Raw genomic sequence first — 13,140 nt, 5'->3', positions numbered from 1 at the left:
TGCTGGGCCTGGCGGACACTGGCGATCGGGTTGGTTGGCCCCTTTGCCCAATGCTCATGGATGTCCGCAATGCCGCATTGATGAGCACGCGGTGAGGACGCTGGTGGGTCAGCGCATCTTCGCCATCGCTCGGCTATGAGGACTTGAATGACCGCGACGAGTTGCGCCATCATCGGGTGATGGCGGTGCTGGCGGGCAAGCTTCAAGGATCTGTGCCTGGGTGTACAGGCCGCCCCGGCCGACCGTTTGCACCACCCGCAAGCCGCAAGTCGACCCTGATCTTGTCATGATTGCTAGGGACACATATCTCAGAAACTCAGCGTAAAGGTGTGCTTGGCGAGTGCATCCTAGACAAATTCGGAGGCACTTCCATGGGGCACATGCGGCGGGATGAGGGCGATAAAGCAGGGCCTTGGGCCACCGAAACCATGCGCATAACGGCTATCTCGCTCAGGGGGCTGTACGAGATATCGAAGATCCTAACCGCCCCTGCCCCGCTGGAGACGACACTGGCCAATGTCGTCACGATCCTGTCTTCATTTGTGCGAATGCGTCATGGAGCAATCATTGTCCTGAGCGCTGATGGAGAGCCGGAGATCGCCGCAACGCCCGGCAACGTCAATCCACCGCAATCCATCACTCGGCACGCCATACCACAGGCTATAATCGACCAGATCGTCGCTACGGCGAAACCGGTCATCATAGAGGACGTCAGCAAGTCCGAACCGTTTCAGGGTGACGTCGCAAGGGCGTCCAACGACGAAGCTATTGGGCTAAGCTTTGTTGGTATCCCGATAAGGGCGCAGGATGAAGCCCTCGGAATATTGTCGATCGAGCGACTCAAAGAAGAACCGAGCTACGTTCATCACAACGAGGACCTGTGCTTCCTGACCATGGTCGCGGATCTTGTCGGCCAAGTTGTCCATCTTCACCGCGTGCGAAACATTGATGCTCAGCATCTGGTCGAACGGCAAGCTGGACCGGGCAAACGGCGCGACGACGAAAGGTCCGATCGCGGCCGATATCCCTCCGTCAAAATCGACGGAATCATCGGGGAAAGCCCGGCAGTCAAGCAGGTTCTCGATCTGGTTCCAATTGTCGCGAGGACCAATACGACCGTTCTTCTGCGGGGTGAAAGCGGTACCGGCAAGGAATTCTTCGCGCAAGCGATCCATAAACTTTCGACCCGCAGCACGAAGGCCTTCATCAAATTGAACTGCGCCGCATTGCCTGAAAGCGTTCTGGAATCGGAGCTGTTTGGCCATGAGAAGGGCGCCTTTACCGGGGCGATCGCGCAACGCGCCGGCCGTTTCGAATTGGCGAATGGCGGTACCTTGTTGCTTGATGAGATCGGTGAGATTTCGCCTGCCTTTCAAGCCAAACTGCTGCGCGTGTTGCAGGAAGGTGAACTGGAGCGGGTCGGCGGCAACAGAACACTGAAAGTCGACGTTCGGCTTATATGCGCCACCAACAAGGACCTTGAAAGGGCTGTGGTGAATGGTGAGTTCAGGGCTGACCTTTATTATCGCATCAGTGTGATTCCGATTATCCTGCCTCCACTGCGAGACCGACCTGGCGATATTCCCCGTCTGGCCGAAGCCTTCCTCGACCGGTTCAACAAGGAGAACCATTGTGAGCTTGCTTTCGCGCCCTCGGCCCTTGACGTCGTGTCGCAATGCTACCTCCCTGGCAATGTTCGCGAGCTGGAAAACTGCGTGCGAAGGACGGCGACACTTGCCCGGTCGAAGACGATAGTTCCGTCGGATTTCGCCTGCAGGAATGGCCAGTGTCTTTCTTCGCTCATTTGGAAGGGAACTGGTTGTTCGAATGGTACCAATGGCGTGGCCGATCTCGCTCGCGGCACCATGGACCGAGATGGATCGCAGCCGTCGGCCGATCGGAACGATCCCAACTGTCACGCAATGGGCAGCCCGCGCCTGACGGAACGCGAGCGGCTGATCGACGCGATGGAAAAGGCAGGCTCCAACCAGGCTAAAGCGGCTCGTCTCCTCGGCCTCACGCCGCGGCAAGTCGGCTATGCTCTACGCCGGCACGGTATCGAGGTGAAGAAATTTTAGACGAGCTTAACGTCTGAACCATGTGAAGTTTCGGAGTCCCCCGCCCTGTGCGGGACCAGAGACAAGCGCTCTGGCGAGCCCATACGCTTCTCCAATGTCGGAAGCCCGACAAATCCAGGTCGTAGGCAATCTGACAAATCAGACACCAAAAGCCGAGATTTCGGGTGAATGTCCCCTTTTGGTGGGCTGGCATAGCTCTTGCGACTGGATGTGTAAGTCAGCCAGGAGCAGAGCCATTCGATGTCGGCACCGAAGATTTCGCTTCAAAGCGAAACCACCGCGAAATCGGCTGGATGCGCGTCTTCAACCTGCGGCTCGTCCGCAAGGCCTAGCGACATGGAGCCGGCCATTTGGGAGAAGGTCAAGGACCACCCGTGCTATTCAGAAGAGGCGCACCATTATTTCGCGCGCATGCACGTGTCGGTCGCCCCGGCCTGCAACATTCAGTGCAATTACTGCAATCGCAAGTTTGACTGTGCCAACGAGAGCCGACCTGGGGTCGTCTCGGAAAAGCTGACACCAGACCAGGCGGTGCGCAAGGTGATCGCGGTCGCCAATGAAGTACCGCAGCTTTCCGTGCTCGGCATCGCTGGACCCGGCGACGCCTGCTTCGACTGGCACAAGACAAAGGCCACATTCGAACGCATCGTCAACGAAATCCCCGACCTCAAGCTTTGCATCTCGACCAACGGGCTGGCGTTGCCGGACCATGTCGCGGAGCTTTGCGACATGAATGTCGACCACGTGACAATCACCATCAACATGGTCGACCCGGAAGTCGGCGCAAGGATCTATCCCTGGATCTTCTACAAGCACCGCCGCTACACCGGGGTCGAAGCCGCCCGGATCCTGCACGAGCGGCAGATGTTGGGCCTGGAGATGCTGACGGCGCGCGGCATCCTGACCAAGATCAATTCAGTGATGATCCCCGGCGTCAACGACGAGCACCTGATCGAGGTCAATAAATGGGTCAAGGAGCGCGGCGCCTTCCTGCACAACATCATGCCGCTCATTTCGAACCGGGAGCACGGTACCCATTACGGCCTGACCGGGCAGCGAGGCCCAAAGGCGATGGAGCTGAAGGCTCTTCAAGATCGTCTGGACGGCGGTGCCAAATTGATGCGCCATTGCCGGCAGTGCCGGGCCGATGCCGTAGGCTTGCTGGGCGACGATCGTGGCCAGGAGTTCACGCTCGGTCAGATCTCCGACGAGGTCACCTATGACGCAAGCAGGCGCGACGCCTATCGCGAGGTGGTCGCGCGCGAACGCGGCGATCGAGCGGTGGCCAAAAGCGAGGCGACCGAACTGGTCAAAGGAGCGGGCTCGGGCAAGTCACTTCTTGTCGCCGTGGCCAGCAAGGGCGGCGGCCGCGTCAACGCACACTTCGGTCACGCGAGAGAGTTCCAGGTCTATGAGGCCTCGCCGAAAGGAATCAGCTTGGTCGGGCATCGGACGGTCGAGCAGTATTGCCTCGGTGGCTGGGGCGAAGATGCCACCCTAGAAGGCGTGATCGCTGCCCTCGAAGGAATAGACGTCGTGCTGTGCGCCAAGATCGGGGATTGCCCGAAAGCTCAGCTCAGGGGAGCCGGAATCCGGGCAATGGATGATTATGGCTATGAGCATATCGAGACCGCGATCAGCACGGTTTACGCCGCCGAGTTTGGGGCCAAACCATTGGCCGCGACGGCCTGAGATCTCTCAATCAACTGACCAGGAGTTGAAGAAAAAATGGCGTTCAAGATCATCGCATCCCAATGCACCCAATGCGGTGCCTGCGAGTTCGAATGTCCTTCCGGTGCGATCAAATTCAAAGGCGAGGCCTACGTTATCGACGCGGAGAAGTGCACCGAATGCAAGGACACCTTCGATGCACAGCAATGCGCCTCGGTCTGTCCGGTGGAGATGACCTGCGTTCCCGCCTGACGTCTGATCGGCTCGCGAGGCGCCTTGAGTTCTTCATTCCAACCTCCAACCGCGAAAAGGAAGAAAAGCCATGACGCTCTGGCGCGAACAGGAGGTCGAAATCCGCAAGCCTCCACGATTCATGCCGGGTGAACGGGTCCGCGCCACCCGCCACATCAAGAATGACGGCACCTACCCCGGCAGGGAGATCGGAGAAAACCTCGTGTTGAAGGGTGACGAAGGGTACGTGCGTGACATCGGCACCTTTCTCCAGCAGTTCTACATCTATGCGGTCGAATGGATCGGCCGTGGCACAGTCGTGGGAATGCGGACGCGCGAAATGGTGAGCCTCGAGAATGCCGGGGCTCTTCGTAGCGCGGAAATTACGTCTGCTCCTAGCAAGGGAGCAGCCGGATGAAGTTGATGATCCGCAGGACCAGCGCCGGCCTGTCGGCCTATGTTCCCAAGAAGGATCTCGAAGAGCCGATCATTCAGGTTGAGAATGAAGGCTTGTGGGGCGGGGCCGTAATGCTCAGGAACGGCTGGCGCTTCGTCCTGCCCGACCTTCCGCGAGATACGCGCCTGCCAATCACCGTTGAGGCCAGGAAAATATCCGACGGGGATTAGGACGGCGGATTGACGGCATGAAGCCAAGAGGACTGAGCATGAACACCTTCCCGCGCCATCTTTTAATCACTCGGGACAGCCATGCAGACACGCGGCTTGACCTGCTCAAGGGAGCGCTCGCCGCCGACGCGATCATTCCTTACCTTGGCCCGGGTCTCCTCCAGCTCGGCTGCGCAAAGCCCGTTGTACCGCATAGTCCTGAGGCGGTGGCCGCGGCCCTTACCAAGCGCGCCCCGGCTCCATCCAAGATCCGCACCAATATGTGGTCTGTCGCGCAGTTTATTGAGCAGCGCCGGCGTCGCCGGACGCTCCAGGGTTGGATGGCCGAGATCTTCGCCGCGCCGGCAGCGCCGACGGTCCTCCACGCCTGGCTCGCCACGCTGCCGCTCTCGCTCATCGTCGACAGTTGGTATGATGGCGCCATGCGCGCGGCCCTGGTCGCGACCGGCCGAACGGATGTCGTCGAGATACAAGGCGTCACGCGGGCGAAAGAAACCAGGGACATTTGGACCAAAGCCTATGATTTGTCCGGAAACGAACTCGACGCGGTACCACCGGTTGAGACGGTCCTCTATGTGCCTCATGGCAGTGTCAGGCCGGCGGCAAACTTCCTGATCTCAGATTCCGACTATGTCGAAGCGCTGACAGACATCGACATCCAGACGCCGATCCCTGATCAGGTGAAGCAGCGGCGCAGCAATCGGGGGTTTTTCTTCGTCGGCTGCCGCTTCGACGATCAGATGCTGCGCACCTATGCCCGGCAGATCATGAAGCGCTCCGACGGCCCACATTTCGCGCTAATCGATGGGTCGGTGCTGACCAGAAACGAACGCCGTTTCCTGGCAGCGTGCGCAGTCACAGTCATTGACATGCCGATAAGCGAAGCTGCGGCTCGGCTTGCCGGCTCAGGCCTGTTACCAAGTGGCCAGGACCGTTGAGCCAGGCTCCAGCCGACACTGGATCACGCCCCCGGCTGAGATGAGTGCGGCTGGCGGCGCTCCTATGGCGACAGCTTCGTCACCAAGGTCCGGTGTCGGATGCCTACACCCTCCTGGAACACAACGGCATTCGTGCCGCCAAAAACGAAAGTGTTGTTGCTCAGCGTCACTCGCTCTCGCTCTCGCTCGCCACCTTGGGCGTAACGTCGAGATCGCAATCGGGATCCGGCTCACGATAGTTGGCCGTAGGCGGCACGACACCTTCACATATGGCCATCCACGCAGGCGACGCTTGATCGCGACTGTTCCGGTTTCGTTGGTTTTTGTGCCGCTGCCGTGCGCGTTGAAACAGTCAACTTCCTCGACGTCCTGCCCGGCATCGGCCAGGCAGGCACGCATCGCGCGTTGCGGCCCCTTCCCATTCCTTCGACATGCGGCCGATGGGGGCCAGCGGGCCCGCGATCAGTGCCAGCACCGCGCCCCTGCGTTTGAGGACGGCCGGTTGCTCCAAGAAATCTGGTTGGCCTGTCGGATAGTGGGCATAGGTGTCCTTTCATAGCTCCGGGCCGTTTCGGTCAATCAAGGTACCCGAGGGCCACTCATTGATCTGGCGCGCAACTGGCACAACGACCACGAGTGCGTCCTCGACGCGAGTGGGCGGCAGGTCGGCAAACACATCCCGGAGGGTCGACCGGACGCGCACGCCCGATTTGATGGCCGCTAGACCGCCCCGACACCACCTTTCCATGTGGCTGCGCATCGCGTGCCGAACGGTACCGAAAGCAAAGGGCACGCCAAGCTGCTGCAACGTCGGATACATGACGCTGATTGAATGGCTTATCCCAAGCCTTTCAAGATCCTGGCGCACACCGTATAATCCGAGCTCGGCCACCAGCAGATCTTCATCGCCAACCTTTATGAAACGGCGCAGAGCGCCCAAATGAGCCGCTACGCCGCGCGAATCGTAGGCGATTGCGCGCAGCTCAGGCCTGGCACCGGCCCAACTGCGGTGGCTTTCGAATGGCTTCGCGTTGAAGGACCCGGTCCGTGCAAAGATAGTTCTGAAGAACTCGGCGAGTTCTTTGTGATCGGAGAGTTCCAGCTCACTCTCCCAACACAATTTCCACCGCACTTCAGAGCTCATGGACGCTACCCCTTGCTTACATCATTCGAAGCACTGGTCCGGTGCCAGGCACAGCTGCTTCACTCTGGGCGTGGTTCATGCAACACCCGGCCGAGGTTGGTAAAATTTGTTGTTTGGATTAACACCATCGACGTCATGAATGGGAGTGCGCTACCTGCCTTCGAGTACGGCCTTCCGCCTACAGGTCCCACGCCGTGGGGGCGAGTATAAACCACACGAGTCGGGCATGTCGCCCCGTTAGCCACGCGGCCGGTCCCCTGCTGAGGTCTCGTACGGCTAGAAGAACTGTCCTCAGGCCGGATTGGGCAAGGCAATCAGCATGGAAACCTCTTTGCGTTCTTCGAAACTAGGAGCTCTTGAGCGCTCCAGCGTCGTGCGAACAAGCCATGCGGGATGCCTCCTGCAATAATATCTCCCGCATCCAGATGCTTGCCGAATCGCTGTTGTGAAGGGCGGGCCATTGCACGGCCTCGGTGAACACGGGAACGGGCAGTGGAAGTTCGACAATCCTCAGCGGTATCAGCTGTGCGAAATATTCCACCAACCGCAAGGGTATGGTCGCTATCCGCTCTGTGCCTGACAGCATAGCCGGGATCATGCTAAAGCCCTGCACGATGAGCTCGATACGTCTCTTGCGAGCGTGCTCGAGCAAAAACCATTCTTCGATAGAGGACTGCCGCGTACGCCCGAATTTGACCGTAACGTGTCCCATCGACATATATCGCTCAAACGTAAGCGGGCGTGATAAATGCTTGTTTGTGGGGCAGCCGACGCACACGAGTGTGTCGTCGAACAGTGCTGCTCTGGGATGCGTGCTCGACATGAACACGTCCGGAAGGATGAGAAAATCGATCTCACCGCGGCGGAGAAGCTCGTCAGGGTGATCGGTGAGAGGTACGAACTCGAAGCTGACGGCGGGAGCTTCCCGCGCGACACGCTCTACGACCTTTTGAAAGTATATAAGGGTCATGAAATCTGAAAGGCTGATCTTGAAGCGGCGCTGCGACTGTGCTGGGTTGAACCTGTCCCAGGAAATGATTGAGAGCTGGATGTGAAGCAGAGCTTCGCGAACCGCGGGGGCGAGATCTTGCGCACGCGGAGTGGGGACAAGTTCGCGGCCCCTCATCGTAAATAGCTCATCGCGGAAAAAGTCGCGCAACCGGGCGACGGCCGCGCTCATGGCGGGCTGGCTCAGATTGATGCTGCGTGCGGCAGCGGTGAGGTTCCGCTCGTTCATCAAAGCGTCAAGCGGGACGAGCAGGTTTAGATCAAGGCCCTTGAAGCGCATGTGTCATTATCCATGACGCGGATGGGATACATCGAAACAATCAATTTTACGCGGTTTGTTAAGTCCTGCATAGAAAAAATTCAATCGCGAGAGCTACCTTCAGACATATATAAAGAGGCTGTTCACTTGCCTTGCTTTCGGCCCAGACGAATTATCATCAGCAATGTTGATCGGAGACAGAGGCAATGAGCCATCCCATGCCGTCGCCTGGCCCATTTGTGATCCTTGCGATGCCAAGGACGGGCACGCACTACCTGGAAGAATTGCTGAACGAGCATCCGAACGTGTTGAGCAACGGTGAGTTGCTCAACACCTACGATACGAATTGGTTCGATAAAGATCGCTTGGCAGGCAGCGATCGCGCGCTTCTTGAGCTTGCCTACTTGCGCTACCCCAACGGAACCAACAAGAAGGTGACGCGTGTTGGTTGCAAGATCAACGAACCTCAGTTCAATGAGCGTCCGGGGTTTTTTGCTGAGCTCGCCCGATGGCCAGGCCTCAAGGTCATTCTGCTGGTCCGCAAAAACACCTTGGAATCGCTGCGATCACTGACACAGGCGAGGCAAACCCGGCAGTGGCTGAAGGTCAGTTCGGACAACGATGCGGCTCCATCCGTCAAACTGGCAATCGCCTGCTGCGAAGCTTATTTCGAGGCCGCGGACGAATTCCACAATCGCGTCGCACACTCCTTCGCGTCCACTGACTTGCATGTGGTCGAGTACGAGAGCCTTCTTGGCAAACCGTCGGCGTGCTTGGCTAAGATTTGGGATTTCCTGGGGGTTCCGGCGTTTGGGCTGTCTGGTAACCCTATCCTTAAGCGCCAGGAAGCGCGCCCCCTGGATCAAACGATAGAAAATTTTGAAGAGTTGCGGCGCCATTTCGCAGGCGGACCTTATGCGAGATTTTTTGACGTCGGTGACCATCTGAAGGATCGTCCCAATCTCACATGACGGCCTGTCCCTCGTTAGGCTCCGGGTTCCGGCGGACGCGAGCTTACCTGCCCTAGGCGCAGTGGCTCGACGGTGGGGGCGCGCATGTGGCATCCAAATCTTCACCGCCATGCGATATTGGCCCAGCTTCTGCTTGTGGACGAGTACCGTGACATGATCTCTCGCCAGCACGAGTTCTCGCGCTTTCAGGGTGACTGGCGCCACCATTCACGGCCTCGACCACGTCGTTGTGTCGCAACAGGAAAACATTCCCGCAACGGCGTATCCGATCCTGGCGCTTCCTATGCTGCCGGCTCGAGAATCGCCGTCGCCCCTTCCCACTATCGCTCTGTTACGCTCTTGCCCTTCTCGGCGCGGCTGCGGTGGGTCTCTTACAGTGGGATGTTTGCGGCCCCCGCCTTATGGGCATTGCAACGGAAATTCTTGAACTAGCCCGTTCTGATGCCGCTTTCGTCGGCTGTTCGACTGTAGATCCTCCCGCGAGAGCGGGCCGCCTTGCTCAAGGTTGACTTGGCATAATGGTGTCGCATCGGCCTTTACATAAGACGCGTCAAACGGAATGGGCGAAAGCTGGTCGTGCTTGATGCTGCTCAGGTTCGCGGCGCCCTCATCCACGACTTGGATGAATGCCATCAAAACAATCGATTTTGCCAATTTTAGAAGGTGCTGCATTAAAGAATTCGAAGCTCAAACTTGGGACCTTGAGGATGATCGTCTGCAGCCCGGCTCGAGAGAAACCCTTCTGTTCGTTTGGCAGAGCCTCAATCGAGGCGTTTCGGCGGCACTATTGCGTCGACGCCTGATACCTTGGTGCACTTACCACAAATACGAGAAGAAGGAGATACCCGATGCACTATCGTGAACTTGGCTGGAGCGGCCTGAGGATTAGCGCGCTCGGCTTGGGCACTATGAGCTGGGGAGAGCAGAACACCGAAGCCGAGGCGCACGCGCAACTGGATGCAGCTCTAGAGGCTGGCATAAACCTGGTCGACACGGCCGAGATGTACCCTGTGCCACCCCGCGCGGAGACACATGGACTTTCGGAAGTCTATATAGGCAGTTGGCTACGCAACAACACCGGCCGCAGGCAAGACGTCGTGCTCGCGACCAAAGCTATCGGGCCGGTTCGAGCAGGCAAGGCGAACCTGCCCTATGTGCGCGGCGGCCGCGTCAGCTATACACGCGCCAATCTGTTTGAGGCCCTAGACGCCAGCCTTCAAAGGCTCCAGACGGACTATATTGACCTGTACCAACTGCACTGGCCCGACCGCAGCACCAACGTCTTTCAATCGCTAGACTATCAGTACGAACTCGACGAGGATACGGTCCCGATCCGGGAGACGCTGGAAGCGTTGGACGCGCTCGTCAAAAGCAGTCGGGTTCGTCACATCGGGCTCTGCAACGAAACACCTTGGGGTCTTGCGCGCTTCCTGCATTACGCGGAAATACACGGTTTGACCCGCGTGGTAAGTATACAAAATCCGTACAATCTGCTCAACCTCGACTTCGAGAACGGCCTTGCCGAGATGGCTCAGCGCGAACGCGTCGGCCTCCTAGCCTATTCGCCGCTGGCGATGGGTACATTGACTGGCAAGTATTTGGGGGGGCAGCTTCCAGCAGGCTCTCGGCTGAACTTGTTCAAACGGTTCTTTCGCTACAGCAATGAAAGGGCCCAGCACGCGGCCCTCGCCTACACCACGCTTTTTCGAGAACATGGCATTGACCCGGTGCATGGCGCGTTGTCGTTCGTCACCAGCCGCCCGTTCGTTGCAAGTACGCTCGTGGGCGGCACCTCCGTGCTGCAACTGAAGCACAACATCGCCAGTGTGGACGTCAGCCTTTCACGCGAGGTCCTCGATGGAATTCAAGCCATTTACCAGCGTTATGGAACGCCACCCGCAGCCTAACGACCCGTTCGCCTCGATGCCACGGGTTCGATCCAGTGGCTCTGACCGAAGCCTGGCTACTCGATAGTGCTTCTGTGATCGCGCACGGCGCCGACCATCGCCACCGCGCGAGCAAGCTGCTCGACCGACATGTTGTCCAGGAGCACGGCATTGACGGCGTCACTCTGCCGACAGGATCGGCCGAGCGGGAGCGGCGCTAGCCATGGTGAAGCGCCGGCCCTCACGAAGGGCGCATACGCTGGGCACCGACAAAGCCTATGACGTGCGCGCTTTCATCAGGGACCTGCGCGAGGGCAAAGTTTTGCCGCCAGCCAGCGCTGCCGCGAGCGGATCGAGGAGGTGTTTGGTGGATCAAGTCATCCGCCGGCATGGCCAAGGTCAAGCTGGACGACGTGCCCGTGTGAATGCTGCCTTCACCTTGAACCTGGCGGCCTACAATCTCATTCGCCTGCCGAGGCATTTGGCTGCCACGGCATGAACCTGCTCGGCCGCTGGCGGATCGTTGAGATGCCCGACTATGTTGACAGCTATCGCAACATGGTGGAGCCCGGCTACATCCTCTTCGGGCCCAACGGGTCCGGTGAATTCGCCTCGGCTGCGTCACCGGTAGATGTTCGGCGCGGGCGGGGCAATTATGTCGCTTTCTCCTGCCAGGGCAATGACGGAATGGACAAGAGGCCACGGCAGGACTGAAATCCAACAAGACGCTTCCATTACACGGCAAAAATCCTGCTTCAACAACGCGACGCGCGCAGATTTCATCGCTCGCAGGTGAACTTCTCAACAGCATGATAGGCGAGTTCGAGCCGGACATCGAGAATATCCAGCAAGTCTGCTAAATTAGGGATACAGCAGCGCACTGGCCCGGTGGCTTCCGGCCCTATCCGGCAACAACGGCGACGCCTCTCCGGCGGCGAGAAACAGTGTCTTGCGTTGGCGTGGGCTCTGTACCGGCATCCGGAGATCCTGATCCTCGATGAGGCGGGCTCCTCTCTCTTCGGTTCCCGAGACGTCTGTCCTGGGAGGGATAGCGGAACTACGTCGGGCCGGTAAGACCGTCGTCGTCATCGCTCGTTGACTGAGCACCATTCATTTGACCGACAAGATTGTGGCCCTGGACAAAGGGCGGATGGTTACGGGGGGAAGGCCATGCTGATCTGCTAAGAGTAGGGGCGCTACAAACCATGCGTTAGCCCTCCGTGATGGCATTGCCCCCGTGATTCCGTGCCAGACAAGGAAGCACGCGCGATTCATCACCTGCAAGAGGTGGGTGATTGAAAGTCGGAAACCAACCCCAATCTTTGACGATGACCGCGACTTCGTCAGGATATCGTCAGCAATGGTCTCTATGTTCGGGTTTGCGATGGCCCGCCACCCTGCGACCCACATTGCAGGTGGCTTTGACACGATTAATCCTTCCCAAATTGATTAACGGAGACAGAAATGAGGAAGTCCTCCCTGCTGGCTGCAACCGCGTGGCTTGCTGGGTTTGTTTGTGACAGCGGAATCGTTTGTGACAGAAATCAACGAGCACTCGGCTCCGGCACGCGGCACATGGCGATGACAGCCAAGATCCGCCCCTGATGATCCTGGAGCCGGCGAAGGTCCGCTGCAGCGTGGCAGCGTTCCGTGCTCGCGAACTGCGATGTCTACTACTTCCTCGGGGGGATACCCGATGTGCGCACAGCCTCGGAAACCTGGTGAGCATGCTCTCGCCGGAAGGGCATCTGGTTTTCGGCAATTCCACTTGCCGGCCTCTGGGGGCACGTCATTGGCGCCGAGACCTTAATTGCCATGTTGAACGAGATCTTGATCCAGGTCGATCTTCAGCAGTGCCGAAGTGAATCCATCAACAAAGACTTGTTGTTCGCTCGCTTTCGAAGCCCAAGCCGGCTTTGGCTATCTCGAATTCTGGCAGACGAAAGCGGGAGGCCAAGGTAGCCGAATGGACGGATCACGTTTCTTGATAAGTTTGATCGGCGCGTCGGCGACTTTCGCCGCGACCTATTACCTTACCGGTTCGTTCGTTCGGACGGTTCTCTGCCACGTGCTCGTTCGGTCGGGTACTTCTTAGCGATGCTTTATGCCGTGTTCAGGTCGGAGCGGAGCTCCACAAAAGTTCCACGGTCAAAACACACAGGAGCCGCGGCAGCCTCTGAGCGAAAGCAGTAAAGATGTCTTTATGGAGCCTGGATAGCCCGCGGGCATTGAACATGGAGGCACTATGCGAGTTTGTGGCCTCAAGCTGACGCAGACGGGGCGAGCGCCCCGTGTCAGGACCGACACCTTTCTGTGACTTTGATCAG

13 protein-coding genes and 2 pseudogenes are annotated in these 13,140 nt (G+C 58.6%); 12 read left to right on the top strand and 3 right to left on the bottom strand.

The annotated features are described in order from the left end of the window. The first annotated feature begins 371 nt into the window (after window positions 1-371). From nifA to ACWTU8_RS28085, 6 genes are all read left to right on the top strand, one after another. The gene (gene nifA, locus ACWTU8_RS28110; RefSeq protein ID WP_455850694.1) at window positions 372-2,078 is read left to right on the top strand and encodes a nif-specific transcriptional activator NifA; all 1,707 of its coding nucleotides are present in this window, start codon (window positions 372-374) and stop codon (window positions 2,076-2,078) included. Window positions 2,079-2,318: 240 nt separating this feature from the next. Further along, window positions 2,319-3,770, top strand: a complete 1,452-nt coding sequence (nifB, locus tag ACWTU8_RS28105) for a nitrogenase cofactor biosynthesis protein NifB (RefSeq protein ID WP_455850693.1) — start codon at window positions 2,319-2,321, stop codon at window positions 3,768-3,770. Window positions 3,771-3,806: 36 nt separating this feature from the next. Continuing rightward, the gene (locus tag ACWTU8_RS28100) at window positions 3,807-4,001 is read left to right on the top strand and encodes a 4Fe-4S binding protein (protein ID WP_027155283.1); all 195 of its coding nucleotides are present in this window, start codon (window positions 3,807-3,809) and stop codon (window positions 3,999-4,001) included. Window positions 4,002-4,071: 70 nt separating this feature from the next. Then, window positions 4,072-4,398, top strand: a complete 327-nt coding sequence (locus ACWTU8_RS28095) for a nitrogen fixation protein NifZ (protein ID WP_455850692.1) — start codon at window positions 4,072-4,074, stop codon at window positions 4,396-4,398. Then, window positions 4,395-4,607 carry a putative nitrogen fixation protein NifT gene (gene nifT / locus ACWTU8_RS28090; RefSeq protein WP_027155285.1) on the top strand — a complete coding sequence of 71 codons (213 nt, stop codon included), beginning with the start codon at window positions 4,395-4,397 and terminating at the stop codon, window positions 4,605-4,607. Before ACWTU8_RS28095 ends, nifT begins: the two co-directional genes overlap by 4 nt. Window positions 4,608-4,645: 38 nt before the next feature. Further along, the gene (locus ACWTU8_RS28085) at window positions 4,646-5,545 is read left to right on the top strand and encodes an SIR2 family NAD-dependent protein deacylase (RefSeq protein WP_455850691.1); all 900 of its coding nucleotides are present in this window, start codon (window positions 4,646-4,648) and stop codon (window positions 5,543-5,545) included. Between the two features lie 62 nt (window positions 5,546-5,607). Here ACWTU8_RS28085 and ACWTU8_RS28080 read toward each other — a convergent pair. The 3 genes and pseudogenes from ACWTU8_RS28080 to ACWTU8_RS28070 form a co-directional block, all read right to left on the bottom strand. After that, window positions 5,608-5,959, bottom strand: a pseudogene (locus tag ACWTU8_RS28080) (hypothetical protein); the annotation flags it as partial. Window positions 5,960-6,098: 139 nt separating this feature from the next. Beyond that, entirely contained in the window at window positions 6,099-6,689 is a 591-nt protein-coding gene (locus ACWTU8_RS28075) for a NodA family N-acyltransferase (protein WP_027155288.1), read from the bottom strand. A gap of 346 nt (window positions 6,690-7,035) precedes the next feature. Then, complete coding sequence (locus tag ACWTU8_RS28070; protein WP_455850690.1) at window positions 7,036-7,977, bottom strand: LysR family transcriptional regulator; 942 nt, start codon at window positions 7,975-7,977, stop codon at window positions 7,036-7,038. 185 nt (window positions 7,978-8,162) lie between these two features. Here ACWTU8_RS28070 and ACWTU8_RS28065 point away from each other — a divergent pair, with 185 nt between their 5' ends. The 6 genes and pseudogenes from ACWTU8_RS28065 (at window position 8,163) to ACWTU8_RS28040 (ending at window position 12,775) form a co-directional block, all read left to right on the top strand. After that, window positions 8,163-8,927, top strand: a complete 765-nt coding sequence (locus ACWTU8_RS28065) for a sulfotransferase (protein ID WP_455850689.1) — start codon at window positions 8,163-8,165, stop codon at window positions 8,925-8,927. A gap of 848 nt (window positions 8,928-9,775) precedes the next feature. Then, window positions 9,776-10,834 carry an NADP(H)-dependent aldo-keto reductase gene (locus ACWTU8_RS28060; protein ID WP_455850688.1) on the top strand — a complete coding sequence of 353 codons (1,059 nt, stop codon included), beginning with the start codon at window positions 9,776-9,778 and terminating at the stop codon, window positions 10,832-10,834. A 149-nt stretch (window positions 10,835-10,983) separates the two neighbouring features. Next, window positions 10,984-11,312 (top strand): annotated as a pseudogene (locus tag ACWTU8_RS28055) (transposase); the annotation flags it as partial. Next, window positions 11,309-11,527, top strand: coding sequence for a hypothetical protein (locus ACWTU8_RS28050; protein WP_455850687.1), 219 nt, complete (start codon window positions 11,309-11,311; stop codon window positions 11,525-11,527). The pseudogene ACWTU8_RS28055 and the gene ACWTU8_RS28050, both read left to right, overlap by 4 nt. Window positions 11,528-11,701: 174 nt before the next feature. Next, window positions 11,702-11,887 carry an ATP-binding cassette domain-containing protein gene (locus tag ACWTU8_RS28045; RefSeq protein WP_455850686.1) on the top strand — a complete coding sequence of 62 codons (186 nt, stop codon included), beginning with the start codon at window positions 11,702-11,704 and terminating at the stop codon, window positions 11,885-11,887. A gap of 672 nt (window positions 11,888-12,559) precedes the next feature. Further along, a complete protein-coding gene (locus ACWTU8_RS28040; protein WP_455850759.1) occupies window positions 12,560-12,775 on the top strand; it encodes an SAM-dependent methyltransferase in 216 nt (71 codons plus the stop codon). Window positions 12,776-13,140 lie beyond the last annotated feature (365 nt).

The organism is Mesorhizobium sp. BHbdii (assembly GCF_053848045.1).
Note: the sequence above shows the minus strand (reverse complement) of the source record. Positions and strands in the feature narration are given on the sequence as shown.